Source organism: Paenibacillus sp. MER 180, from assembly GCF_023713665.1.
GTDB lineage: Bacteria > Bacillota > Bacilli > Paenibacillales > Paenibacillaceae > Paenibacillus_B > Paenibacillus_B suaedae.
Genome location: NZ_JAMAVT010000007.1, coordinates 268,119 through 293,498, shown reverse-complemented (window position 1 = coordinate 293,498; position 25,380 = coordinate 268,119). Strand labels below are relative to the sequence as shown.

The 25,380-nt window shown below is 50.1% G+C and carries 22 protein-coding genes; 4 read left to right on the top strand and 18 right to left on the bottom strand.

Annotated elements, in window-relative coordinates; genetic code table 11:
* Nucleotides 1-166: 166 nt before the first annotated feature.
* Genes M3661_RS14410 through M3661_RS14400 form a run of 3 tightly spaced genes read right to left on the bottom strand, consistent with a single transcriptional unit; the run spans nt 167 to nt 2,857 of the window.
* Entirely contained in the window at nt 167-952 is a 786-nt protein-coding gene (locus tag M3661_RS14410) for an ABC transporter permease (RefSeq protein WP_021252237.1), read from the bottom strand.
* A 5-nt stretch (nt 953-957) separates the two neighbouring features.
* Nucleotides 958-1,752 (bottom strand): ABC transporter permease, encoded by a 795-nt coding sequence (locus tag M3661_RS14405; protein ID WP_251486146.1) that lies wholly within the window; start codon nt 1,750-1,752, stop codon nt 958-960.
* Nucleotides 1,745-2,857, bottom strand: a complete 1,113-nt coding sequence (locus M3661_RS14400; protein ID WP_251486144.1) for an ABC transporter ATP-binding protein — start codon at nt 2,855-2,857, stop codon at nt 1,745-1,747. Before M3661_RS14400 ends, M3661_RS14405 begins: the two co-directional genes overlap by 8 nt.
* Before the next feature lie 181 nt (nt 2,858-3,038).
* Between M3661_RS14400 and M3661_RS14395 the strand changes: the two genes are divergently transcribed.
* Both M3661_RS14395 and M3661_RS14390 read left to right on the top strand, forming a co-directional pair.
* On the top strand, nt 3,039-4,073 hold the full coding sequence (locus M3661_RS14395; RefSeq protein ID WP_083189513.1) for an LCP family protein: 1,035 nt from the start codon (nt 3,039-3,041) through the stop codon (nt 4,071-4,073).
* A 15-nt stretch (nt 4,074-4,088) separates the two neighbouring features.
* Entirely contained in the window at nt 4,089-5,405 is a 1,317-nt protein-coding gene (locus M3661_RS14390) for a glutamate-1-semialdehyde 2,1-aminomutase (RefSeq protein WP_251486140.1), read from the top strand.
* Between the two features lie 127 nt (nt 5,406-5,532).
* Here the strand turns inward: M3661_RS14390 and M3661_RS14385 are convergent, their stop codons facing one another.
* The 9 genes from M3661_RS14385 to M3661_RS14345 form a co-directional block, all read right to left on the bottom strand.
* Entirely contained in the window at nt 5,533-6,363 is an 831-nt protein-coding gene (locus tag M3661_RS14385) for a J domain-containing protein (protein WP_251486136.1), read from the bottom strand.
* Nucleotides 6,364-6,408: 45 nt separating this feature from the next.
* Nucleotides 6,409-7,107, bottom strand: a complete 699-nt coding sequence (locus tag M3661_RS14380) for a helix-turn-helix transcriptional regulator (protein ID WP_251486133.1) — start codon at nt 7,105-7,107, stop codon at nt 6,409-6,411.
* Between the two features lie 282 nt (nt 7,108-7,389).
* Complete coding sequence (locus tag M3661_RS14375; RefSeq protein ID WP_251486130.1) at nt 7,390-8,841, bottom strand: PTS transporter subunit EIIC; 1,452 nt, start codon at nt 8,839-8,841, stop codon at nt 7,390-7,392.
* 207 nt (nt 8,842-9,048) lie between these two features.
* Nucleotides 9,049-9,906 (bottom strand): PRD domain-containing protein, encoded by an 858-nt coding sequence (locus M3661_RS14370; protein WP_065293424.1) that lies wholly within the window; start codon nt 9,904-9,906, stop codon nt 9,049-9,051.
* A gap of 250 nt (nt 9,907-10,156) precedes the next feature.
* Nucleotides 10,157-11,890 carry a phosphoenolpyruvate--protein phosphotransferase gene (ptsP, locus tag M3661_RS14365; protein WP_251486127.1) on the bottom strand — a complete coding sequence of 578 codons (1,734 nt, stop codon included), beginning with the start codon at nt 11,888-11,890 and terminating at the stop codon, nt 10,157-10,159.
* 42 nt (nt 11,891-11,932) lie between these two features.
* Nucleotides 11,933-12,193, bottom strand: a complete 261-nt coding sequence (locus M3661_RS14360; protein ID WP_021252247.1) for an HPr family phosphocarrier protein — start codon at nt 12,191-12,193, stop codon at nt 11,933-11,935.
* 86 nt (nt 12,194-12,279) lie between these two features.
* Entirely contained in the window at nt 12,280-12,762 is a 483-nt protein-coding gene (locus M3661_RS14355) for a PTS sugar transporter subunit IIA (RefSeq protein ID WP_072730533.1), read from the bottom strand.
* A gap of 525 nt (nt 12,763-13,287) precedes the next feature.
* Nucleotides 13,288-14,079 (bottom strand): DeoR/GlpR family DNA-binding transcription regulator, encoded by a 792-nt coding sequence (locus tag M3661_RS14350; protein WP_251486124.1) that lies wholly within the window; start codon nt 14,077-14,079, stop codon nt 13,288-13,290.
* Nucleotides 14,080-14,220: 141 nt separating this feature from the next.
* A complete protein-coding gene (locus tag M3661_RS14345; RefSeq protein WP_251486122.1) occupies nt 14,221-15,279 on the bottom strand; it encodes an SIS domain-containing protein in 1,059 nt (352 codons plus the stop codon).
* Nucleotides 15,280-15,369: 90 nt separating this feature from the next.
* On the opposite strand from M3661_RS14345, the gene M3661_RS14340 reads away from it, so the two are divergent.
* Nucleotides 15,370-16,239, top strand: coding sequence for a class II fructose-bisphosphate aldolase (locus tag M3661_RS14340; RefSeq protein ID WP_065293421.1), 870 nt, complete (start codon nt 15,370-15,372; stop codon nt 16,237-16,239).
* 20 nt (nt 16,240-16,259) lie between these two features.
* Nucleotides 16,260-17,192 (top strand): 1-phosphofructokinase, encoded by a 933-nt coding sequence (gene pfkB, locus M3661_RS14335; protein WP_065293420.1) that lies wholly within the window; start codon nt 16,260-16,262, stop codon nt 17,190-17,192.
* 111 nt (nt 17,193-17,303) lie between these two features.
* On the opposite strand, the gene M3661_RS14330 is transcribed toward pfkB, so the two are convergent.
* The 6 genes from M3661_RS14330 to ptsG form a co-directional block, all read right to left on the bottom strand.
* Nucleotides 17,304-18,320: a methyltransferase domain-containing protein gene (locus tag M3661_RS14330; protein WP_251486244.1), complete on the bottom strand. Its 1,017-nt coding sequence runs from the start codon at nt 18,318-18,320 to the stop codon at nt 17,304-17,306.
* Nucleotides 18,320-19,624: an alpha/beta fold hydrolase gene (locus M3661_RS14325; RefSeq protein ID WP_251486120.1), complete on the bottom strand. Its 1,305-nt coding sequence runs from the start codon at nt 19,622-19,624 to the stop codon at nt 18,320-18,322. Before M3661_RS14325 ends, M3661_RS14330 begins: the two co-directional genes overlap by 1 nt.
* A 229-nt stretch (nt 19,625-19,853) precedes the next feature.
* Nucleotides 19,854-21,092: an aminotransferase class I/II-fold pyridoxal phosphate-dependent enzyme gene (locus M3661_RS14320; protein WP_251486117.1), complete on the bottom strand. Its 1,239-nt coding sequence runs from the start codon at nt 21,090-21,092 to the stop codon at nt 19,854-19,856.
* The gene (gene bioB / locus M3661_RS14315; protein ID WP_251486114.1) at nt 21,080-22,084 is read right to left on the bottom strand and encodes a biotin synthase BioB; all 1,005 of its coding nucleotides are present in this window, start codon (nt 22,082-22,084) and stop codon (nt 21,080-21,082) included. Before bioB ends, M3661_RS14320 begins: the two co-directional genes overlap by 13 nt.
* A gap of 293 nt (nt 22,085-22,377) precedes the next feature.
* Nucleotides 22,378-23,157, bottom strand: a complete 780-nt coding sequence (gene bioD / locus M3661_RS14310) for a dethiobiotin synthase (RefSeq protein WP_251486111.1) — start codon at nt 23,155-23,157, stop codon at nt 22,378-22,380.
* Nucleotides 23,158-23,585: 428 nt separating this feature from the next.
* On the bottom strand, nt 23,586-25,220 hold the full coding sequence (gene ptsG / locus M3661_RS14305) for a glucose-specific PTS transporter subunit IIBC (protein ID WP_311279572.1): 1,635 nt from the start codon (nt 25,218-25,220) through the stop codon (nt 23,586-23,588).
* Nucleotides 25,221-25,380 lie beyond the last annotated feature (160 nt).

The window sequence follows — 25,380 nt, the reverse complement described above, 5'->3', positions numbered from 1 at the left end:
ATGAGGCTCCTTCCCAGCAGCCAAGACTGCCGTTCTATTGCATTAAGCTTATCATCCCCCACTCTTTTTTTCAAAAACAACGAGGCTTAGATTCTAATTCTTTCTACGTGTATAAAAAAACGCCTTCCAAACCTATTGCTGACTTGGAAGGCGACAACCTATTCAATTAGGATCCTGCCCCGCGGTATCGCTTAACACCGATGTTCCACAGCGTTAACCCAAGGGCGAAGAAGATAACTCCCACAACCGGTGTCAGGAGCGCCATCTGCTGCAATCCTTTGCCCTCCATGAAGTAAGAGGCAGGAATGATGCCCACAAATGCGAACGGCAGAATCCATGTGAGCAGCACTTGAATGAACCGATTATAGATCGTTAGCGGATAACGACCGTAGCTCTGAATGTTCCACACGAGCGGCAGAATGCCTGTCGGCGCATCCGAATAGAATGAAATCGATGTTAGTGCAGAATAAATGCCGAAGTACAGCATCACCGATCCGATCAGCATCACGAACAGCATGAGCAGCTCCATGATGCCGAAGTCGAGACCAAGCCTGTTCCAGCAAATGCCCATCATGATTGCACCGACGATAGATCCGATAATGGAGGGGGGATCTACATTTTCAAGGAGAATCTGAAATAGATTATGCGCTGGACGCGTCAATATCCGGTCCATTTCCCCTTTTACGATATATCGCTCACTGAACCCCCACAGATTGAAGAAGCAGCTGAATATGCCATATGGAATCATGAAATAGCCATAGACGAACACCATCTCATCACGCGTCCAGCCAGCCAATGTTGGCGTATGCATGAAAACGATGAAGATGAAGATTAAATTCGTGACCTGAAATAGAAGATCCGATGCGATCTCTATCCAGAAGTCTGCACGATAGGTAAGGCGTGTTTTAATATAGTTTTTCAAATACTCACTAACAAGTCCGAAGTAATACATCGTGATCAACCTCCCTGCACGAACAAGCGTCTGCGCGCGGAACGCCACAGCAGCACAATTGGAATAACAAGCACTACCGCCCACAGCAATTGGATGCCGAGTGCCGCCCACACTTGATCGCCCACCACTCTGCCTGTAAATACAGAGCTCGGCAAATACGTGATCGCTTGGAATGGTAGCCATTCATTCAACGCGAGCAGCCAGCCTGGGAAGAAGCTGATCGGTACAATAACACCAGAGAACAAATCGACGACAACCCGCTTCATACGAATCATGCCCTCATTATTTTCGATGAAAAAGGCCGTCAATCCTGTCAGCATATTCAACTGCGAATTGATCAAGAAGCTCATGAACAGCATGACACCGAACACGGCCCACTGCTTCGGATCTTGCGGAAGCTTCACTGGAAAGAGAATGCACGCGATAATCATACCTGGCCCCATGAAGAGCAGCAGCCGGAACAAGCCTTCGCCGAACGCCTGCATCAGCTTGACGAATAGGTAATTGTAAGGCCGAATAAATTGGATCGCTACGCTGCCATCTCGAATTTCCGTGGCAATATCACGATCCATGTTGTTGAAGTAAAAGGCGCGCGCCATCCAAGATACCGCAATGTAGGTCGTCATCTGGTCAGCCGTAAAGCCTGCAAGTGTTCCTTGTCCGCCGTAGATCGATTGCCAGGTGAAATAATACACGCCAATGTTGAGCGTATAGATGAGAATGCCGGAATAGTAATTAACACGGTAAGCCAGCATCAACAGGAAGCGAATGCGGATAAATTCAAGATATGCGCTAGCCATGAGTCACCGCTTCCTTCTCCTTGTCGTTCTCTTCCTTGTATTCAAGGTCTTCTGTCTTCGACTCTTGCGCCTGCATAGCCAAGAGAGGGCTCAGTCCTTCCGGCTTCTCCGCCGTGCCCGCCTTGTAAATCTCACGAACGATATCGTCGGTATTCGTCTCAATAATGCTCAAATCCGATATCGACGCACCGCCAACCACTCGCCCTATGACATCCGATACATTCGTGGCAAATGGCACAAGAACTCCGGCTTCATAAGGAGATTCAACTGTCCATTCCACATCAAGGCCGGACGTAAGCGCCTCAACATCACCTGCTCGCATAGGCTTCGCAAATTGGAAACGGACCTCTCGTCCCTTGCCCCACGTCGACTTGAGCGTGTCCAATCCGCCGTCATAAATAATGCGTCCATCATCGAGCATAATGACACGCGTACATAGAGCTTCGATATCCTGCAAATCGTGGGTAGTCAGCAAAATCGTAGTTCCATGCTCTGCATTCAGCTGCTTCAGGAACTCGCGAATTTCCGTCTTCACGACAATGTCGAGTCCAATCGTCGGTTCATCCAGAAATAGCACAGAAGGACGGTGCAGCAGGGATGCCACCAATTCACAGCGCATGCGCTGTCCAAGACTTAGCTTCCGTACCGGGCGGTTCAACAGCTCCTGCAAGGCAAGACGCTCAACCAACTCATCCAGCCGCTGCTTGAAATCATGTTCAGAAACGCGGTACACCTTGCGCAGCAGCCGGAATGATTCAATTACGCCGATATCCCACCACAGCTGGCTTCGCTGCCCGAAGACGACGCCGATGCCCTGCACGAACTTCTCTCTTTCCTTATGCGGGATAAATCCGTTCACACGAATATCACCGGAGGTTGGCACAAGAATCCCGGTCAGCATCTTGATCGTCGTCGACTTGCCTGCACCATTCTCCCCAATATATCCGCATATTTCCCCTTGTGGGATCGTGAAGGAGATATCCTTCACTGCCATTACTTCGTTATATTCCCGTTTGAATAAATCAAGCAGCGCCCCCTTCAGCCCGTCGCGATTTTTCTGTACTTGGAACGTTTTGCGCAAATCCCGCACGTCAATAGCGTTCATATATACTTCTGTCACCCTTTCCCTGGTCACCGACCCGTTACGCGGGTACAAGTCATTCAATTGATTCGATTCTGTAAAAATTCTATAATTGATTAGACAAGATGCGGAGCATTTGCCCATAACCTTTACTATAGCACGTAGGACGACTTGAAAGAATGCTGAATGCACCGGATTCGACATCATGACTCTCGCCGCTTTGCCGCCGGATGCGGAAAGGACGATCCATATGTTGAAAAAGTATTGGAAGCATGCCCTTATTTCTGTTTGTGTATTCCTTCTGGCTGGTGCCGGTTATTATATGTGGTCCATGTACAGCAGCTTGGACAGTCTGCAGAAACCGCCCGAAACCTCTCGCTTCACCCCCGTCGTACATCGCGTGCCGGAGAAGGTCAACATAGAGCCTCCCAAATGGCAGGGAGAAGAGAGAGTCAACATATTACTGCTGGGCGGAGACTCTCGCGGACTGGAGGCTAACGAAGTCCCACGGTCAGATTCTATTCTGCTCGCCTCCTTCGATCCGAAGACGAAGCGCGCCAACTTGTTCTCCCTCTTGCGGGATACATACGTTGACATCCCTGGCTTCGGCAAGGATCGTCTCAATGCGGCGCTCGCCTATGGCGGACCGGAGCTCGCTATGAAGACAGCAAGCGACTTGACAGGACTGGACATTCAATATTATGTGTATACAGACTTCGTCGGATTTATCAAGTTGATTGATGCGCTGGGCGGCGTGGAATTTGAAGTGGAGAAGGATATGAAATATACGAGCAAGGCAGATAAGCATCAATACGATATTGATTTGAAAAAAGGAAAGCAGCTGCTAAATGGCGAAACGGCTCTCATGTACGCCCGCTTCCGCTATGATGCGATGTCCGATTATGCTCGCACCCAGCGGCAGCGCGATCTTCTTGGGGCATTAGCCAACAAGCTCAAATCAACCTGGAACCTGCTGCAGCTCCCCTCTCTTATCAGGGAAGTGTCGCCCTATGTCGAGACAAACTTATCAGCCGATGACATCGTGAAGCTGGCCGCGCTTGGCTACGACAGCTCAATTGGGCAGAGTCATCAACTCCCGCCGATGGACAATGTCACTGATGCACGAGTGAACAACGCTGCCGTGCTCCGGGTCATTGACGACGATAAGCTGAAGCAATACATTCAAAAAGCTTTGGAAGTGAATGTCACGCAATCCATATCTGAAACTAATTCACAATAAAGGGGATTCATCTACATGACTACGAATCGCAACCGTTCTGCACAACTGTACGAAGAAGCGCTTCAACATATCGTCGGTGGGGTCAACAGCCCTTCCCGCTCATTCAAAGCGGTCGGCGGCGGTGCCCCCGTCTTCATGGAACGCGCACAAGGCGCTTACTTCTGGGACGTAGACGGCAACCGCTATGTTGACTACTTGGCTGCTTATGGCCCTATCATTACAGGTCATGCCCACCCCCATGTTACGAAGGCAATCGTTCGCGCTGCGCAGAACGGTACCTTGTACGGAACGCCGACCGAGCTGGAAATCAAGCTGGCTCGCATGTTGAAGGAAGCTGTTCCGTCTATGGATAAAGTACGCTTCGTCAACTCGGGTACCGAAGCTGTTATGACGACAATTCGCGTAGCCCGCGCTTATACGAAGCGCACGAAGGTTATCAAATTCGCCGGATGCTACCATGGTCATTCGGATCTCGTGCTCGTTGCAGCTGGTTCTGGCCCTTCTACGCTTGGTATTCCGGACAGCGCAGGGATTCCATCCAGCATTGCTAACGAAGTAATCACTGTTCCATTCAACGATCTGGACAGCTTGAAGGAAGCACTGGAGCATTGGGGAGACGATGTGGCAGCCGTGATGGTTGAGCCAATCGTCGGCAACTTCGGCATGGTTATGCCTGCGGAAGGCTTCCTTGAAGGCTTGTGCAAGCTCGCTCGCGAATACGGTGCGCTCGTTATCTATGATGAGGTCATTAGCGCATTCCGATTCCATTATGGTTCGGTGCAGACTTACCGCGCCTTCCCTGACTATGCAGCAATTGAACCAGACTTGACAGCGATGGGCAAAATCATTGGCGGCGGCCTGCCGATCGGCGCCTATGGCGGACGCAAGCATATCATGGAACAAGTTGCTCCGCTCGGCCCTGCATACCAAGCAGGCACAATGGCAGGCAACCCTGCTTCAATCTCAGCCGGCATTGCGTGCTTGGAGGTTCTGCAAGCAGAAGGCGTATACGAGCAAATGGAGGAGCTGGCAATCCGCTTGACGAACGGCATTCAAGAAGGCGCTGACCGTTATGGCGTGCCGCTCACGATCAACCGCATTCGCGGCTCTTTCTCAACGCACTTCTGCGATCATCCGGTTACGAATTATGCTGAAGCACAAGAGACGGATAGCGAAGCGTTCGCCGCATTCTTCCGTCATATGCTCGATCAAGGCATCTGTCTTGCGCCTTCGAAGTACGAAGCATGGTTCCTGACTACCGAGCATACCGCGGAAGACATCGAGCGTACGATTGAAGCTGCGCATGAAGCGTTCCGCCGCATGAGAGGCTAGTTGTACGAAGAGACGAGTAGCTGAGCCTGTTTTCTAAAAAAGAAACGTTATGTACAGTACAGCGCCCCTCCCTATGTGATAAACATAGGACGGGGCGCTTATTATTTATCATCTTGCTGTGGGACTTTCACGGCGAAATCCGGCTCGCTTGATACGCATCGTACGCTTCCTTTACCCATGTAAACAAATACGCGCTTCCACCGTGATCAGGGTGCAGCACCCGCAGCAGCTTGCGGGACTGCTTCCTCACTTGCTTCGCATCCGCTTCTTCAGGGACACCAATTAACGTATGAAAGGTCAAATCCTTACCGGCAGAGGGTGCGTTCACCGATGAACGCGAGCTGTCTCCATAGGTTCGGTTGTATGTATTTCTCTCGCGAGACGCCTCTTCCTCCCATTCGGCCAGCTCCCGCTGCCATGTTGAAAGCACATGTTCCAGCTCATTTTCATCTGTAGGAAGCATGCCCTGCCAGAAGTCGTACTCCATTTGCCTCATTCGCTGTTCAAGCTGATCCATAACATCATTCCGAGCAATTAGTACAGCCTTCACACGCTCCGCTTTGCGAAAGAGCTGAAGAATTTGCCGGATCGCCCATTCCGGTATCTCGGTGGCAAAGGCATACAGTACCTTAGACATTTCCTGATCACGAACATGAAAGTCCTGAAGGAACTCCATTAGCCATTCCTGTTGGATTACACTCAGGCTGGAGCCGATTTGAACGGCAAACTGAAGCTTGATGCCGCCGTTCTTCAGCTTAGCAGACCAAGACTCTGTCAACTGATCTAATGCATTCACGATGGAAATCAAATAAGGATCAGTAACTTCAATAGCTTCATTACTTTCATTATTTCCATTATTTCCATTATTTTCATTATTTTCATTATTTTCATTACATTCAATCCCGACTGATGTCTCAGCCCCGACATCCTTTTGATCAACCTTCCGCTTCATCATCATTCTCCTTTCCCCAGCAAGCTGCAACCACGCTAAATCGATTCATGCTCAGATGCCTGTATCCTTACATTCCGGTTCAGACAATTCACACAGTTCCCCTGGATCCGGCTTAGCGATACGGAACATACATCTCGTGCCACCTTCCACAATACTTTCTGTCCGGTCAACATCCGCTTGAAGCACCGCGGCAAACATCGACTGCTCGCATCTGCAAGGAGAACCGAATTGAACCGCAACTTGGGAGATCGGGCAGTTGGCCTCTTCCAGCCAATAGCTGCCATCCTCACATCTTCCCCATCTAACCATGTAGCCTTCCTTGTCCTGTAATGCTGCTAATGCACAGATTCGCCCCTCTAAGCTTGCTTGATTCAATAACGGAGCATATCGCTTCTCCAACTTCTGCCTGCGATAATGGAATAGCTGCTCCACCGTATCTTCACCGGATCGCTCCTGCAATTGCTCAAGAATATCGATGATCAGCGCATCATATGCACTGACGAACAGCATACTTGCCTTGTCAGCCAAACTATACTCATAGGTAGGTCTTCCTAGCTGCTGACGAATCAGATGAGCATGTACATACCCGCCCTTTTGCAGCGCATATAAATGCCTGCGAACGGCGATAGCCGTCAGTTGAAGATGTCCCGCGATAGCTGGCACCCCGACTGTTCCTTGCTGCTTCAGAAACAATAAAATATTCCTACGGGCTGGATGATTAATCATATTGGCTTGCTGCGTAATCGTCATCGTCCAGCCTCCCTAACTCGAAGGTGCTGCTGGTCTATCATTTTCCTTTGTCCCAATTCCACCATCTCCTTATCCTTCGGTCTGGAACAGCGGTTGGAGTTCCTATGGATGCACGTATAGTATAGAAAATATTTTGCCTTGGATCAACTTTGTTTCCGTAAACAATTATCCCCCCTGCTTTAATGCCCTCTTTTTTGACATACGAAAAAAAACCAGCGGAATAAATCCGCTGGCTTTCTGCCTTGCCATCATGCCTATGTGACAGTGCCTATTGAACACTGCTTACAGCTTTTTAATTTCTTCCTTCAAGAGCTCGGACTGCGTTCCGAATACAACTTGAACGTTACCCTTGCCAAGCTTCATGACGCCAGCTGCACCGAGGGACTTCAGACCAGCTTCATCCACTACGGAATCATCCTTCAGCGTCAAACGAAGGCGCGTGATGCAGGCCTCATTGACAATGATGTTGTCTTTGCCGCCAATCATCCCCAGCACTTTCACAGCCTTCTCTTGCAGTGTTGCATTGCCGCCGCCAGCTTCAGTCTTGGCGCCTTCGCCTTCAACGTCATCTTCACGTCCAGGCGTCTTCAGGTTCAATACCTTGATGAGGACGCGGAACAAGGCGTAGTAGACAACGAAGTATACAAGACCTACAGGGATAAGCATCAGTGGCTTAGTCGCAAGCGGGAAGTTCAACACGTAGTCGATAAATCCTGCCGAGAAACCGAATCCAAGGCGCACGCCGAGCGTTGCCATTACGAAGCCGGATATACCAGCCAAGATTGCGTGAACGACGAACAATACAGGCGCTACGAACATGAACGCGAATTCAATCGGTTCTGTAATACCTGTCAAGAAGGATGCAATCGCTGTTCCGACGAAGAGCGATGCAACCGCTTTGCGCTTCTCTGGCTTCGCTGTATGAATAATAGCGAGCGCCGCACCCGGAAGCGCGAACATCATGATCGGGAAGTAACCTGTCATAAATCCGCCAGCTGTCATGTCGCCATGGAAGAAGCGAGCGATATCGCCGCGCCATACTTCGCCAGCTGCGTCCGTGAATGTTCCAAGCTGGAACCAAGGAATTGCATTCAATACATGGTGCAAACCGAACGGAATGAGAAGTCGGTTCGCTGTCAGGTACACCCCGGAACCAACCGCACCAAGCGATACGATCCAGTTGCCGAAGGAATCTAGCGCTGTTTGGACTGGACCCCAGACGATACCGAATGGAATCGCAATCAAGATCATCGTAGCAGAAGTGACAATCGGCACGAAGCGTTTGCCACCGAAGAAGCCGAGCCAATCTGGAACCTTGATATTGTGATATTTGTTGTACATGAAGGCTGCAATGGAACCAGCCAAAATACCGCCGATAACCCCCATGTCCAACTTCATATCAGCTGGAATGAATGTAAAGGCTGCCGGAATCTTCGTCAGCACTTTCAGCAAAATCATATGTGCGATAACTGCTGCCAGTACAGCAACCGCGTCTGCGGCAAAGCCTATCGCAACACCAATAGCGAACAATAGTGCTAGGTTATCAAAAATTGCAGATCCGCCTGCATCAAGGAATGGGGCGATGTATTGGTTCAAGAACCCGCCGACCGTATCCCCCAAGTGAAAATCTTTCACATAGTCAATTTGACCGAAGCGAAGCAGAATCGCCGCCGCCGGCAGAGTTGCAACCGGAAGCATCAATGCACGACCAATTTTTTGCAAAAAGGCTAGCATATGTCGTTCCTCCTTGTGGTGAATAAGTAAAGTATGGATAAAAGGTCAAAAATTTATGCTATGACCTGTCATCTCCTCCGCCAAAATGTAAGCGCATTAGAGAATATAAAAAAGGCATGAGCTTGCGACGGGACGACATCCAAAAAATTAGATGTTATCCCCCAGCAAGCTCATGCCTAGTCGAACTAGTAACACGCTTGTCCAGCGTTATTCTGAGTCTTTATGAAATAAACGATATAAATGCATTGCGATGTACGCCGTTTCATCTTCGGGTATTTCGATCTCCAGCTTCTTCGACATTACGTCCGCACATTTCTGTGCGACACTAAATTCGTAAGGCGCCATTTCCTTCAAATTGTCCCGGAATGGATTCTTCGTGGCATCACCCTGGCGAATTCGTTCCATCGCAAAGCGCAAATGCGTAATTAATCGTAAATAATCAATGCTATCCTTCGGAATGACCCTGCCCCGCTCGCGTTCGATGAGAGCGACCAAATCCTTCAGAAGATGATTGTATTGAACAAAGTTCCCGACAGGGACATGGGCAACGGCAGATTGTATATGGATTGTCAAAAACCCAATCTCATCCTCCGGCACCACAACGTCGAACGTCTTGCCGATAAGCTCAGCGGCTTGGGTAGCAAGTTCGAACTCCTTGGGGTTCAATGTGCGAATCTCCCATAGAAACGGATTCTCTATCGCAATATTGTTGCGAAGACGATAAAGCGCATATTCGATATGGCTCGGCAAAGCGAGATGAATATGCTCGTTCAAATCCGGCGTCAACTGCTCCGATACGATCGAAATAATCTTCTCCGAAATGACAATGACTTCGGGATCAATTTGCCCGAGCAGCATCTGATACTGCGATAAATGCTGTTTGTCCTCGATCACAAAGGTCTTCTCGATTCGTGTATCACTCGTCTCCAAAGAACCTCCAGGCTTTGCCCCAAAGCCGAGCCCTTTCCCCATAAGGATGGTTTCTTTGTTACCCAACACATCGTTTGCCAATACGACATTGTTGCTTAATGACCGTACGATTTCAAAGCGACGTTGTTCTGACAAAGTAAGGCTCCTTTCCCCTGAGCGTACACATGGAAGATTACGTTTTGGAAACGTTTTCGATTCGTGCGTCAACTACATCATTCATTCTAGGTGAATCTACAATCAATGTCAACGAATAAATCTAATTTTGTCGAATATGTAGAATTATTGCAGAATATTATTTATTTGTAATTTTATTGACACATATGGAAACGATGAGGCAGCCGGGAAAGGAGCTTATCCTCACCCGACTGCAACACATTCGTTACTATTAGATAGACATTTCTTGAACTGCCGATACACGGTCAACGACCATAACTTGAATCTCTTCAGCCGTCTCCAGCATCAACGCTTCTTCCGCTAGCTTGCGCATCTCTTCACGGTTCAAGCGGCTCAGCAGTACACGTACTGGAAGTACAGAGCTTGCACTCATGCTGAATTCATCAAGACCAAGACCGAGCAGGATCGGAACAGCCTTCAGGTTGCCAGCCATTTCACCGCACATGCCAGCCCACTTGCCTTCTTTGTGCGCAGCATCGATAACCATCTTGATCAAGCGCAGTACTGCTGGGTTGAATGGCTGAGTCAAGTGGGATACTTGCTCGTTCATCCGGTCAGCAGCCATCGTGTATTGTACCAAATCGTTCGTACCGATAGAGAAGAAGTCAACTTCCTTCGCCAATTGATCTGCAATAATCGCAGCAGCAGGTACCTCGATCATCATGCCGACTTCCATCTCTTTATTATACGCAATGCCTTCTGCATCCAGCTCTGCTTGCGTCTCTGCCAGAATCGCATTTGCCTCGCGAAGCTCGCTCAGCGTAGAGATCATTGGGTACATTAGCTTGATGTTGCCTTTGGCGCTTGCACGAAGGATCGCACGAAGCTGTGTCTTGAACAGATCTTTACGATCCAAGCATAAGCGAATCGCACGGTATCCAAGGAATGGGTTCATTTCCTTCGGAAGTGGCAAGTAAGGCAGCTCCTTGTCCCCGCCGATATCCAATGTACGGATCACGACTGGCTTCTCCGTTCCAAGTGTTTCACATACGGCAACATAAGAGTTGTATTGTTCCTCTTCAGATGGGAAGTTGTCACGACCCATGTACAGGAATTCCGTACGGTACAAGCCTACACCCTCAGCACCGTTGTTGCGTGCGCCAAGCGCATCTTGCGGATTGCCGATGTTTGACACAAGTTCAACCTCATGGCCATCAGCAGTGATCGAAGGTTTGTCTTTGTACAGCTTCATCTCTTCCTGACGCTTCTCGAACTTCACCTTCTTCTCTTGGTAAGTTGCAATCGTATCCGAATCTGGATTGATCAGGATAATGCCGCTGGAACCATCGAGAATGATCATGTCGCCGTTCTTCACTGTAGATGTAGCGTCCTGCAAGCCAACAACCGCAGGAATCTCCATCGAGCGTGCCATAATGGCCGAGTGGGAAGTACGACCGCCAATATTCGTCGCAAAGCCTGCTACCTTGCTGCGATCCAGCTGGGCTGTATCGGAAGGAGTCAAGTCATGCGCGAAGAGCACAACTGCCTCTTCGAAGTCATTCAGAGAAGCAGATTTCTTGCCGGACAATAGACCGAGTACACGCTTGCTCACATCGCGGAAGTCCGCTGCACGCTCACGCATATATTCACTGTCCATGCTGCTGAAGATGTCGACCAGCTGCTGAGTCACTTCCGAAAGAGCGAACTCTGCATTTACCTTCTCACTGCGAACCTTCTCAATCGCTTGCCCAACAAACTCTTCATCTTGCAATACAAGGATATGTGTAGCGAAGATTTCAGCTTGATGCTCGCCTAATTTTTTCGCTGTGTCTTCTTTAATCTGCTCCAGTTCGTTCATAGCCTGTTGTACAGCTGTCTGCAAGCGAGTTGCTTCTGCCTGTACATCATCAACCTGCCTGCGCTCAACCTCAGATGTATCGTGCTCCAGGATGAATGCTTGGCCGATGGCATAACCGGATGCAGCTGGAATACCTTGAAGTAGCATCGGTTCCTCCACTCCTTTTTCCGCGTTAATGATTACGTTCTATTAGTCCAATACGGATTCGATTACTGCGCCTACTGCTTCAACTGCTTCAGCAGCCTTATCGCCTTCAGCAGATACTGTTACTGTGTCGCCAGCTTTCATACCGAGTGTCAATACGCCAGTGATGCTTTTTGCGCTTACTTTGCGGCCGTTGAATTCGATTGTAATTTGCTCTCCTGCGAATTCAGCAGCTTTCTTCATGATTGCGCCCGCTGGACGAGCGTGGATACCTTGTGGGTTTTTAATTGTAAATTGTTTTTCCATTGTTATGCCCTCTTTTCGGTAGTAGTAGAATGTGTTGCTTCTCTCGTTCAGAACTTAGTTCAGACTTAGTTCTAGTTCTAAACCATCTATTTCAATACAACTTCCATCAATTCATCGGAATCTGCTTTTACATTGCCTGTGTTCGCTTTCAGCTCAGCAACGATGTCGCCGTTTGCTACGATAATTGGTGTTACAACAGGAAGGCCAGCTTCTTTAATTTGTGCAATATCGAACTCGATAAGCGTTTGGCCTTTTTTCACTTTATCGCCGGATTTCACATGTGGCTTGAATGGTTTGCCTTGCAAGGATACGGTGTTCACACCGATGTGAACGAGCAATTCCAAGCCGGATTCATGTGCAAGCACCAAGGAATGATGAGAATCGATCAAGTGCACGACATGACCGTCGAATGGAGCGATAAATACACCTTCTGTTGGCTCTATTGCAATTCCGTCACCAATAATTTTTTGTGCAAATGCTGGATCCGGTACTTGCTCCAAAGGTACTGCTTGACCTGTGATCGGTGCTGTAATGGAAATTTTCTTTTTCTTTTTACCAAAACCAAACATATTGAGTTCCTCCTTGTATTTAACCATGTGAACTTTCGTCCGTCATTGTGGTTGTTGTGATAACCGACAAAAAAATCCAATTTCTCTTATGAGAAAATAAAAAGGCATGCGCTAAAGCATGCAGTTCACCCCGTGAACGGCCGCTTAGCTCATGCCTAGTCGCACTAGTAACACGCTAATTTCATGTGTAAAGATTCACACCCATTGTATCATGGTGGTTGCGCGGGATGCAAGCGAGCGGACTGTTGGTGAAATCTAGTCGATTCGTCCATCCTCAAGTGGCTGCTGAGTTATGCGGTATCCATAAGATGTGCGTTCTGGATACAAATCATACCGTCTACGATTCGCCACGGTTGCAATACAAATATACCCACTATATCCACATTTGCACCACATGATTGGGTGTTTATTTGATGGTTACATCATATTTCATATCATACGAAGCACTGGAGAAAACGTTTCAAACCGCATACGACGCAAGTTTTTCCTTCTTACTCCACCCTTAACATACTTAGGTTTAGCTGATTACTGTTCGTCCCCCGCATAATAGCAAGATACCCCCATCTGCTGCAAGGTGTTGACCATATCGTCCGGCAATAGGCTGTCCGTTATGCATCCTGTAAGTCCATCTACAGTAGTCACTGTAAATAACGATGCTTTGCCCACCTTCGTATGATCAAATACCGCAAAAGTCTGCTGCGCTTGGCGCATTAGCATGCGGGCCGTCTGGGCTTCCAGCTCGGAATATGTGGTAATCCCTTTCGTTGTCGAGAACCCGTCTATTCCCATGAACAGCTTCTCAATATTTAAATGCTCAATCGTCCGTTCCGCTAATGGCCCGCACAGCTCGAAGCTGTTGCTGCGCATTACGCCTCCGATGACAACAACTTGAATTCCCTCACAATCGGACAGCTCCATCGCAATGTTGACTGCATTGGTTACAACGGTAATCCCTTGGCGCTGCTTCAATAGCCGAGCCAACAGGAATGTCGTCGTCCCCCCAGTCAAGCAGATGCTGTCGCCTTCTTCAATGAATTCCAAGGCTCGTCTTGCGATCGCTTCCTTCTCCAGCCACAGCAATTGACGCTTCTCGTCGAAGGAGACTTCCCTTACCGTGCCTGGCCCTTCAAGCAGCGCTCCACCAATTGTGCGGATCAGTTCCCCCTTGCGCTCCATGAGATCCAAATCACGGCGGGCCGTAGCTTCCGAACATTCAAACCGATCTATGATTTCTGATATCGTGATGCGTCCATTCTGCTTCATGACTTGCAGGATTTGCTGGCGTCGCAATTCACCCTTGGATAACGATTCACTCATAACTTACACTCCATCCGTTCCATAATCATACCTGTGTCGGGGCTTGCTTCTCTTTATGAAGAAACGCGATCCTAAAGCAAAGGTGAGAGCTGCTATCTGTTCCTGCAACCTTGATGCTTAGCCTGAACGGCTCGTTCTACTTTAAATGGATACGAACTGCGTCAAGTTCCGTGGATCATCCGGATTCAAGCCCCGCTTGAGCGCTGTGTAATATCCGTTATATTGAACAAAAGGCAGGTACAGCACTGCACGCGCTTCATCGCTTGCGTCCACATGGCCAAGCTCAATGACCTTGTCTGCAAATGCGGTGTCCGCACCCGCTTGCGCTGTTACAATGACAACTTTCGCCCCGTACGCCTTCATTTCTTGCGCTACCTTGAGTTCGTAAGCACGTGCGCTTTCCGATAAGAGCAGCACAATCTGCGTACCGGGCTCAACAATCGACTTCGGTCCGTGGCGGAATTCCAATGTGCCGTATGCTTCTGTCCACGTGTAGGTCATTTCCTTCAGCTTCAGGCAAGCTTCCAATGCAAATCCATACAATGCGCCCATACCCAAGTAAATCGTCTTATCAAATTGATTGCTCTTCACCCACGCAGATGTCGTGTCATCCGCCATTGTAACGAAGGCACTGCTGGATTGCAATACTCCCTCAAGTTCGGACAATTCCTTCGTCCGTCCTGCACCCAGTGCAATTGCCGCCTGCATCATGAACGTCATGCTGCTGAGCGATTTCGTCATAACTGTGCTCTTCTCAGCGCCTAGCGGAGATACAAGGCATGGCGTCATTTGCGCCATCTTGCTGTTCGGATGACAGGTAATGCCGCATGTTGTCCAATGCGTCAAGTCCTTGACGGAATCCAGCGCCAGAATCACTTCATGGGATTCGCCGGAGCGAGATACACCGACAAGCAGCACCTTCTTCGATGGCGTGACCGTCTGCTCGCGGAACAAGAACAGATCAGAGGACGGATGTGCAGCTGCACTTCTTCCTGTCCACTTGCGGTATGTTGCCGCCATTGTCATTGCTTGGTACCAAGAAGACCCGGAACCAATGAATACAACCTCTTCAAATTGATCGTTTCCTATATATTGATCTACCCAATCCTTCTGATTGTGCAGCTGATCCCAAGCCGCTTGCAGCGCCGCCGCTTGATCGCTGATTTCCCGGTACGTATGTGTATCAAGATGGTTTGACATATCACAAATCCCTCCCTTATAATCAACTTAATGAAATTATAAATCATTATTTTGATTGTTTCAATCATTTATATGCAGGAGGTTACGGAAATGGGACATCTTATCAGCTCTACATCCATGCTCCAAGCTGCACGTGAACAAGGATTCGGAATTACTGCATTTAATGTACATACACTGGAAATGCTGCAAGCGGTCGTGGAAGCGGCAGAAGAGACGAATACACCGCTTATCTTGCAGACAACAGTCGGAACCGTGAAGCATCTAGGACCAGAATATATTGTAGCTGCCGCTCAGACAGCAGCGAAGCAAGCTTCTATACCCATCGCATTGCATCTGGATCACTGCACAGACTATGAGCTGCTCGTTCAATGTATCCGCGCAGGCTATACATCTGTTATGATTGATGCTTCCATGCATCCTTATGAAGAGAACGTTCGCCGCACGCAAGAGGTCGTGAAGGTAGCGCTTGCTGCTGGCGTCAATATCGAGGCGGAGCTGGGCAAGGTCGGCGGCGTGGAGGATGACATTGTCGTCGAGGAAGAGGATGCGCGTCTGGCTGTTCCTGAAGAGTGCGTGGCATTCGTAGAAGCGACAGGTGTTCCAACGTTGGCTCCTGCTATCGGAACTGCACACGGCATATATAAAGGCGAACCGAAAATCGCCTTCGATCGCCTAGAACAAATTTATAAGCAAGTTAGCGTACCACTCGTACTGCACGGCGGCTCCGGTATTCCTGAGGAGCAGGTGAAGCGCTGCGTGAAGCTGGGCATGGGTAAGATGAACGTCGCAACAGAGCTACGCATCGCCTTCTCGAACGCGATCAAAGATGTGTTCACAGCGAACCCAGATGAGAATGACCCACGCAAATATATGGTGCCTGCGAAGCAAGCAGTGAAGGAACTGGCAATCCGCAAAATGGAAATGGCGGGCTGCATCGGGAAGGCGAGCGCCGTTCGCTAATCGCGGCTGGAGGTTTGAATATGATTACAACTGTTACCCTTAATGCGGCTATTGATAAGACCTATTACATTCCCGGATTCGGCAGTAATGCGCTGTATCGGGCTGATGAGACACTTGCTACGGCAGGAGGCAAAGGGATCAATGTCGCTCGCGTCATCCATGCACTAGGAGAAGAAGTGACGGCGACTGGATTCGTGGCCGGCTATAATGGCATGGCTATCGTGGATATGCTTCGTCAGGAAGGTATTCAGGCAGATTTCCTCTCCGTGTCCGGAGAATCCCGCCTCTGTCTGAACATTATTGATCCGGTAGGAGGCTCGCAGACGGAGCTGCTGGAAGCTGGCCCTGTGATTACACCGGAAGCGATTGAGGCCATGAAGGCTAAGATCGAAGAGCTTGCTTCTCGTTCTTCTCATGTAGTCTTCTCTGGCAGTATGCCGAAGGGATGCGACACAGATCTATATGCCAACTTGATTCAGATCGCGCGAAGCCAAGGCGCGATTCCGATCTTGGATACGAGTGGCGATGCACTGATCGCAGGCATCCAGAGCAAGCCTTACTTGATTAAACCAAACGAGCATGAAGTTACGAAGCTCACGGGTGGTTCTGCCGACAATGAGGACGAGATCGTACGAGCCATTCAGCAGCTCATGCAGGATGGTATTTCCAATGTGATCGTCTCCCTTGGCGAGCGAGGTGCTCTGGCAGGCTCTGATGGAAGATTGTACGGCGTATCCATCCCGCGCGTAGAAACCGTCAATGCTGTAGGAAGCGGAGACTCTATGGTTGCAGGACTCGTCGTCGCAGATCATCGCGGCTGCTCTCCTGAAGAGAGGCTGAAGCTTGGCGCCGCTTGTGGTACAGCGAATGCGCTTATGCCTTCAGCCGGTATGGTGAAACTGTCTGACGTGGAATCCCTTCTACGTGACATACAGGTTACCTGCTTTTCTTAATTTATCCTATCGCAAAACGTTAGAGCGGTCGTGGGCACTGTCAACTGAGACAGTCGCAGCACGACCGTTTTTTGTATGGCCTACAACGGATGCCTTCCTTCAATCCTCGAATCACTTGGTATGCAGCCCCCTCTGGGTAAGGCAATATGCTACTTCGTAAGTAAGCGGGACTCGCCCATCGTCCTGCTGGAATGTTGCTTGATAGGCTTGCAGCATCGCATGAATGAGCTCCCTGCTGGTTGCACCTTTACGTTGTCCATCACCCATTGTTCTAGCATCGTTGTGTGCGAGAACTGCATTGCCAGCACCGACACGTCTCACCTGCGCAAGTGCAGTCCGAACATCAGGAAATGTATAGCGATAGCTGCTTGTCTCCCAACGAATTGCAGCAGGGCTATTTCCTCCATGTTCGAGCAGCCATGTCATCCAATCTACCTTATTCGGATAGCTCTGGCCGTGAGGTTGGGTAGGAAAACCAAGCTGCGCTTCCGCTTGGCGGAAAGCGTCATGCAGCTCTCTCACCGTTCCTGGCAAGAAGGTAGCAAACGCCAATAGCCCGCCAGGAGCCAGCAATTGCAGCAAGCGATGAGTTGTATCAGCCGGGAAATTGAACCACTGGAAAGCTGCGCTAGACGCAATAATGTTGTAGATTGGCCTCTCCGTCTCCTCCCGCCCGCAAGCACTCTCCAGCCAGGCTTCCGCATCGGCAGTGATAAGATGTATGTTGGCAGGTGAGACTCCCGCATGTGTCAGCTTCGTACTAGCCCGCTCAAGCATGCGCGAAGACAAGTCCACCAGCGTGAGCTCCGCTCCCGGAAAGGCACGCGCTAATCGTTCCGACAGCATCCCCGTCCCGCATCCGATATCAAGAATGCGCACTGCACAGCTTACTTCATCGATCGATGCAGTCATTTTATCAAGGTCTATGTCGTAAATTAGTGACTCAGTATTAGGAGGATTCCCATGTGGTGTTCCTTCAGATAAGGGCGGTCTTATAGTCTGACACATACGCTCGACCAGCTCATCCGCCATTACCCGCTGCACTTCGGCATAATGGTCATACTCTTTAGCGTGCCGATCAAAGCGCTGCCGCACGATTCGTTTGTCCACATTCGCCCCCGCAAACATCACGCTTCCCCTCCCTGTTCCATCTGAAAATCATCGAATAGCGACCCCTTCGATGATGCGCTGCACCACATGCGTATATGGTGCAGCCATTGCGCCGTCTGCGCAGCGAACGGCGCATGCCCGGCGTGCGGGAGCACCACGAACCGCGCAGCGTTCCGGTGGCCGCACGCCGCTTGTGCCCGCTGCTGCGCAGCAAGCGGGCATACGCTGTCGTCCGCGCCATGAAGCCAGTACAGGCGCGGACCATCCGGCGCGTCGGTAAGACGCGCCCACGCCCGCTCCAGGTCGGCCTCCTGCAAGTAGGCCAGACCCGCATCAAGCCCCGCGGGCGTGATGTCCTTGCCGAGAGCTGCCGTGTGCTCCAGCAGCCAGCGGCAGCTCTCGGCGCTCGCGCGCTCCGCCGCAGCCGGGATACACTCCGCGAACGCGCGGAGTGTATCCGCCGGCGCAGCTTGCGCCAAGCGGCGGCGCATGCGCCGGACGACCCGGTCTGGCCAGCCGGCCTGACCTGTGTCGTCAATGAAGCGCAGCGTGGTTCCCGTCAGAATGACGCTGCGCACAACGGGTGGGCGAACAGCTACGACATAGTCGCCCATGCAACCTGTTCGCCCAATCCCCCGCTCATGCTCTTGCTTTTGTTCTTGCACTTGCACTTGCACTTGCTCTTGCACCTGCACTTGCTCTTGCACTTGCTTTCGCTCTTGCTTTCGCTCTTGCTTTCGCTCCTGCTCATGCACTTGGTTTTGCACTTGGTTTTGCTCTTGTTCTTCCATTGGCTCTAGCATCTGCTCTTGCTCTCGATGACTCTCCAGTTCTTTCTCCTGCTTTTGTTCATGTACCTGGACTTGCTCTTGCCTTTGCTTTCGCACCTGCTCTTGCCCTTGATCCTGCTCCCACGCTTTATTCAGCCCGATGTCCGATGCCTCGCGCCATTCAGTCAGCAGCTCTAGCAGCAGCATACCGCCCATCGACCAACCAATCGCATGCCATTCCCCTTCCGGCTCATCTTCAAACGGCCGTCGAACCGCAGCCAGCAGCTCTGCAACTGTACTCGCATCAGCATACGACACATAACGATGCTCGAACTCAGGCAGCATCGCTGCAAGGTGCCTCCATACCGAAGAGGACATTCCCCAGCCATGTACCCATAACAGCTTCGGTTTAGATGGGAGCTTCAATGATGCCGCAACTTGCAAGCAGCCTTTTTCAAATCCTGTCGATTGCATCTCCATCCTCCCCATATCCCCTTCAGCATGGACGGTATAATAGCATACATATTTCATGCCATCGCTTTCTTCATCCATATATCAACCTCTATCTTCATGCTCTATCCCGCATCAATTTTTAATTTCTAGTTTTGCATCACTCTCATATTTATCATTCTTCTCATCCTTATCTCTCTTTGCCCGTGTAACTGTCAGTCCTACTGTTTTTGTCTCTGCCTTTATATTTATCTCATTCTCTATCTCTCAAACTTTATCTTTATCCTCTATATTTCTAAGTTTATATCCTTTACTGTCGCCGATCAGCGTGTTACGCTTCCTGCCATTGATTCGCAGCGTCCACAACCCTATCTGCTGCCCGCAGCAGCTCCTCATCCCGATGCAGCGGAGAGGGTGCGAACCGGATGCGGGCCGTTCCTTCAGGCACAGCTGGCGGGCGAATCGCAAGACCTGCTACGCCAGCTTCAGCCAGAGCCGCGCTAACCGCAACTGCTCTCTGATCAGAGCCGAGCATGACGGGAACGATATGGCTGTCCCCTTCTCCCGTGTCGAGGCCGCCAGCCTGCAATCGCGTACGAAAGAGCGCCGCCTTATGCATCAACTCCGAACGAGCCTGGCCTGCAGCGCGAACTTCCCTAAGCCGTGAGCGCACAAGCGCTGCTATGAACGGCGGCAAACCCGTATTATAGATAAAAGTTCGAGCATGGTTCACAAGATACCTAATCACAATATCCTCCGCAGCGACATAGGCACCGACTGCCCCGAAAGCCTTGCCGAACGTGCCCATAATGATATCCACATGCCCATGAATGCCAAGCGCATGGCAGAGTCCTTCCCCCTCGGCACCGTACACACCGCCACTATGCGCTTCATCCACCATCAGGATTGCACCGTACCGCTCCTTCAACATAACTAGCTCTTCCAGCGGTGCCCTTGTTCCATCCATGCTGAACACCGCATCGGTCACAATCAGCTTGCGTGACGCCCTCCCCGCCCCCGATGCACCAACCGTCCACTTCTTCAGTTGGTCTTCCAGTCGATTGAGATCGCGATGCGGGTAGCGAACATGCGCTGCACGACTTAGCATAATCCCATCCACAATGCTCGCATGATTGAGTCGATCACTAAATACTACGTCGTGACGACCGACAAGCGCAGGGATAATTCCCGCATTAGCCATATATCCACTTGAGAAAATGAGACATGCCTCCGTCTGCTTGAAATCCAACATCTCCCGCTCTAATGCCTCATGGTGAGGATCATGCCCTGTAATGAGGCGCGAAGCCCCAGACCCGATCCGCAGTCCCGGCTCCCCCAGTTCCACAGCTTCCTCATGCAATGATCGCCACATTGTCTCAGATATCCAAGGGTATAGCCCCAAGTAATAGTTGGAGGCAAGATTAAGTACCCTCTTCCCATCGCGATTCACCCAGCCATCTGGCAGCCAAGTTGTCTGCGTCAATTGACGCAGACGCCCGACCTGCTCGCGTTCCGCCAATTGTTCGCGCATCCATGCCCAGCGGTCAGACCCAGAACTTATAACGCACATCGTTCAATCTCAAATCCGAGATCTTCGATCATCCGATGATCTTCTGTTGCTTCCTGCCCTTCTGTCGTCAAGTAGTCGCCGACAAAAATGGAATTAGCCGCATAGAGCGCTAGCGGTTGCAAGGAACGCAGATTCACTTCACGGCCTCCGGATGCCCGAATCTCCTTCGATGGGCAGACGAAGCGGAACATCGCCAATGCCTTCAAGCAGCGGCGCGGATCCAATTCATTCAGGTGAGCCAGTGGCGTACCAGGTATTGAATTTAAGAAATTGATTGGAATCGAATCTGCATCCAGCTCGCGCAAGGAAAAGGCCACATCCACCAACTGCTCGTCAGTCTCCCCCATCCCCATGATGACACCTGAACACGGAGACATACCTGCTGCCTTGGCTGTACTTACCGTATGTACTCGATCCTCATACGTATGCGTTGAAGTAATATGCGAATAATGATCGGCACTCGTATTCAAATTGTGGTTGTAACGATCAACGCCGGCCTGCTTCAGCCGATCCGCCTGTTCTTGCGAGAGTATCCCTAGGCACGCGCAGATTTTCATCGGCATTGTCGTCTTGATTTCTTCTACAGCTGCAACGACCTGATCCAACTCCCGCTTCGTAGGCCCCCGCCCACTGGCGACAATGCAATACGTCCCCACCTTCATTTCCATCGCTTTGCGCGCACCGTCCACAAGTGTATCCTTCTCCAGCATCGTATACTTCTCGATTGGGGCATCAGATTGAGTCGACTGTGAGCAATACCCGCAATCTTCCGGGCAATAACCGCTCTTTGCATTAATAATCAAGTTCAGTTTCACCTTATTGCCGTAATAATGCCGCCGCACCTGGTACGCCCCATCCATAATGGCAAGCAGCTCACTATCCTCAGCCTTCAGAACGGATAGCGCCTCCTCACGCGATAATACCTTCCCCTCAATGATCTCTGCTGCAAGACCGCGCCAATCCATACCCGCCTTTACCAACTGTTCCTTCATCCTGATCTCTCCCTTAAAGGTTGTGGCATCCTCTGTTTCAGCTTCTATGCATCCGTGTAACGTTACATCTATCTGTGTCTTTCCATTTTTGTATCTGCATCTCTGCGTCTATGTCTATGTGCTTATATCCTTGCCCATATCTTTGTTTCTACATCTCAGTGCTATATCTTTGTCTATATCTTTGTCTATATCTTTGTGTCTACACCTCTGTATCTATATCTCTGTGTCTGTGTCTATCCATCTTTGTGTCTATCCATCTCAATGTCTATCCATCATTTTGTCCCCGATGCCGCTTAGATCCGCTTCCGCAGCCAATCCATCATTTTCTCCATTCGGACAAAGGATTCGAGCCACTGCTCTCGCCAAGCCGCCCAAACTACTATTTCTGCAGCTTGAACATCAGCAGGCTGTATCAGCCAGGGAACAATTCCGCATACGGGCACACCAGCCATGGCCTCAATCATCCGAGCATTTTCCGCAATCTCTCGCTCATCTGCCAATGACCGCGGTCCGCTGAATACGACTGCTATATCCGTGATGCCTCGCTCCCTCGCATACTGCACTGCTGTCACCGTATGGCTTACTGTCCCTAAACCGGGGGGAGCTACGAGCAGCACAGGTGTACCCAGTTCGCGAGCAGCGTCAGCCATCGTGTACTCTGCGCTGAACGGTACTGCGATCCCTCCCGCTCCTTCAACCAGCAAAAAGGAACCATCCTCCTGCCGTCTCCGTCCTTCCTCCAACAAGCGCTCGAATGCAAATGGAACCCCCGCCCGTTCAAACGCCATCCATGGCGCCAACGGATCTGGCAGCGTCCATGTCGCGATCTCTTCTTCCGGTGTCTCTAACAGTCCGCTTCCCATTCGCAGACGATAGCTGTCTGCCTCAGGATCACCTAAGGTTACCCCGCTCTGTACCGGCTTCCATATTCGAATTCGACGCTGGCATATCTCGCGGCAGTACGCCCCTATTCCTGCGGTCACAATCGTTTTCCCTATCCCAGTTCCTGTGGAGGATATAAATAGCCCTCTTGAGAAATGGTGTTTCTCGTCTGTATGTATATATGGAACCATATGCAGCACCTCCTCAACGTTAACCATAGAAATAAATATATAGTTAACATTTCAGAAATATATTTTACCTAATGATTTCTCAAAGGACAAGAGTTTGTTAACCAAATATTATGTTAATGGGTTAACAATTATGTTGTAGTAACGGAAAATTTCTAATCAATACCAACACATCACACTTTACTGTGATCATGAGCCTATCAAGCAGGAGAAGTTTTTTGGAGATGTTGTTGTGAACCCAGATAACAAACCTTACAATCAAAAATCCCCCCACAACTCAAGTTGTGAGGGGACAGTCATCATCAATCACTGACATTCAGTTAAGCTGCTTGTATTTCTCAGTTGCCTCATTCGGTTGCCAGCAATCAGGTATATAAAACAGGTTGTACGTCTTACTTCTACGCCGTATTTCTATAGCTTTCTTCTAAGCGCTATCGATTATCACCCGTATCGCGATCCGATGTCTGACGACTGTCTCGATCCTTTGGCTCTGTATCTGCATCACGATGAACTTCTGCATCTCCATCGTCAGGCCTCAGCTCCATCGATTCCTGCGCGATGAGCTCATTAATCTGATGCTTAATAGTTTCAGAGCGCGTACCGAATATCGCCTGTACGCTGTTGCCGACCTCAAGAACCCCAGAGGCTCCGAGCTCCTTCAGACGATCCTTATTCACATCACCGGAATCCTTCACCTGTACACGAAGACGCGTAATACATGCATCGAGGGAAGCAATGTTCTCCTTACCGCCAAGCGCATTCAAAATGCCGCGCGGCAATTCATTAGAAGCGGCTGACCCCGTAGCTGCGGCAGCTGCTGGAGCTGTGTCTTCACGTCCCGGTGTTCGCAAATTGAACTTGCGAATTGCAAAGCGGAAGCCAAAGTAATAGATGACGGCGAGCACAAGCCCAACCGGAATAACGAGCCAGTAAGGCGTTCGATTCTGCAAGACGCCGAACAACAAATAGTCAATAACGCCGCCCGAAAACGTCATGCCGATCTTGACGCCAAGCAAATGCATGGTTAAGAACGACAGCCCCGCAAACACCACATGCACAGCAAATAATAAAGGAGCAACGAACAGGAAAGAGAACTCAAGCGGCTCCGTAATCCCTGTCAAAAAAGAAGTTAGTGCAGCCGAGCCCATCAAGCCTGCTACTACTGCTTTGTTCTCCTTGCGCGCTTCATGATAGATTGCCAGTGCAGCCGCCGGGAGTCCGAACATCATGAATGGAAATTTACCAGTCATGAAGGTTCCGGCTGTTAAAGGCACCCCATCCTTTAACTGGGCAAAAAATATTTTCTGGTCGCCGCGAATGAGCTGCCCTGCCTTGTCCATGTATTCCCCAAATTCGAACCAAAATGGAGAATAGAAAATATGATGCAGCCCAAACGGGATCAGTGCCCGCTCACAAATACCAAATATGAACGCGGCCAGCGCTCGATTCGAATCAAGCAAAGAATGCGAGAAGGCATTCAAGCCATGTTGAACAGATGGCCAGACGAACACCATGATGATACCGATAATAAGCGAGGTTACAGCCGTAATAATTGGTACGAACCGTTTGCCAGCGAAGAAGCCCAAATAAGAGGGCAGCTCAATGGTGAAAAATCGCTGGTACAGAACAGCTGCGACAATCCCGATTATAATCCCGCCGAACACGCCCGTTTGCAGAGTCGGAATACCTTGAATCGTAGCATATGCAGAATTGCCAGCCACAACATCAGGTGTAACGTTCATCATGACCTTCATCGTTACGTTCATAACGAAGTAACCAACGATAGCCGCCAAGCCCGCTACCCCGTCTCCGCCAGCAAGACCGATGGCAACGCCAACCGCGAACAAGAGAGATAGGTTATCGAATACGATGCCTCCCGCTTGCTCCATGACGTTCGTGATGACACTGACTGCACTATTTCCAAGCCAAGGTAGTCTCGCAATCATATCCGGATTGCGCAGCGCATTGCCGATGCCAAGCAGAATACCTGCCGCAGGCAGGATGGCGACAGGCAGCATAAGCGCCTTGCCTACTTTCTGCAACACGCCGAACGCTGATTTGAACATGTGATTCAACCCCTCATCGCATCAAGGTATGTAAGTACGCTAAGTACGCCTTACCTTTCCCTAGTGCAGGAAAAAGTATGCAATCCGATGAAATATGCTAGATCAGACAGTGCAGGGATGTCGTAGAATAAGCTGCCAAGATGCATGAAAAAGCAAAAAT

Excerpts from the sequence above, each read along its gene's own strand:
- M3661_RS14410 (WP_021252237.1), bottom strand. The coding sequence starts at position 952 with ATGTATTACTTCGGACTTGTTAGTGAGTATTTGAAAAACTATATTAAA.
- M3661_RS14405 (WP_251486146.1), bottom strand. The coding sequence starts at position 1,752 with ATGGCTAGCGCATATCTTGAATTTATCCGCATTCGCTTCCTGTTGATG.
- M3661_RS14400 (WP_251486144.1), bottom strand. The coding sequence starts at position 2,857 with ATGAACGCTATTGACGTGCGGGATTTGCGCAAAACGTTCCAAGTACAG.
- M3661_RS14395 (WP_083189513.1), top strand. The coding sequence starts at position 3,039 with ATGACTCTCGCCGCTTTGCCGCCGGATGCGGAAAGGACGATCCATATG.
- M3661_RS14390 (WP_251486140.1), top strand. The coding sequence starts at position 4,089 with ATGACTACGAATCGCAACCGTTCTGCACAACTGTACGAAGAAGCGCTT.
- M3661_RS14385 (WP_251486136.1), bottom strand. The coding sequence starts at position 6,363 with ATGATGATGAAGCGGAAGGTTGATCAAAAGGATGTCGGGGCTGAGACA.
- M3661_RS14380 (WP_251486133.1), bottom strand. The coding sequence starts at position 7,107 with ATGACGATTACGCAGCAAGCCAATATGATTAATCATCCAGCCCGTAGG.
- M3661_RS14375 (WP_251486130.1), bottom strand. The coding sequence starts at position 8,841 with ATGCTAGCCTTTTTGCAAAAAATTGGTCGTGCATTGATGCTTCCGGTT.
- ptsP (WP_251486127.1), bottom strand. The coding sequence starts at position 11,890 with ATGCTACTTCAAGGTATTCCAGCTGCATCCGGTTATGCCATCGGCCAA.
- M3661_RS14360 (WP_021252247.1), bottom strand. The coding sequence starts at position 12,193 with ATGGAAAAACAATTTACAATTAAAAACCCACAAGGTATCCACGCTCGT.
- M3661_RS14355 (WP_072730533.1), bottom strand. The coding sequence starts at position 12,762 with ATGTTTGGTTTTGGTAAAAAGAAAAAGAAAATTTCCATTACAGCACCG.
- M3661_RS14350 (WP_251486124.1), bottom strand. The coding sequence starts at position 14,079 with ATGAGTGAATCGTTATCCAAGGGTGAATTGCGACGCCAGCAAATCCTG.
- M3661_RS14345 (WP_251486122.1), bottom strand. The coding sequence starts at position 15,279 with ATGTCAAACCATCTTGATACACATACGTACCGGGAAATCAGCGATCAA.
- M3661_RS14340 (WP_065293421.1), top strand. The coding sequence starts at position 15,370 with ATGGGACATCTTATCAGCTCTACATCCATGCTCCAAGCTGCACGTGAA.
- pfkB (WP_065293420.1), top strand. The coding sequence starts at position 16,260 with ATGATTACAACTGTTACCCTTAATGCGGCTATTGATAAGACCTATTAC.
- M3661_RS14330 (WP_251486244.1), bottom strand. The coding sequence starts at position 18,320 with ATGTTTGCGGGGGCGAATGTGGACAAACGAATCGTGCGGCAGCGCTTT.
- M3661_RS14325 (WP_251486120.1), bottom strand. The coding sequence starts at position 19,624 with ATGGATGAAGAAAGCGATGGCATGAAATATGTATGCTATTATACCGTC.
- M3661_RS14320 (WP_251486117.1), bottom strand. The coding sequence starts at position 21,092 with ATGTGCGTTATAAGTTCTGGGTCTGACCGCTGGGCATGGATGCGCGAA.
- bioB (WP_251486114.1), bottom strand. The coding sequence starts at position 22,084 with ATGAAGGAACAGTTGGTAAAGGCGGGTATGGATTGGCGCGGTCTTGCA.
- bioD (WP_251486111.1), bottom strand. The coding sequence starts at position 23,157 with ATGGTTCCATATATACATACAGACGAGAAACACCATTTCTCAAGAGGG.
- ptsG (WP_311279572.1), bottom strand. The coding sequence starts at position 25,220 with ATGTTCAAATCAGCGTTCGGCGTGTTGCAGAAAGTAGGCAAGGCGCTT.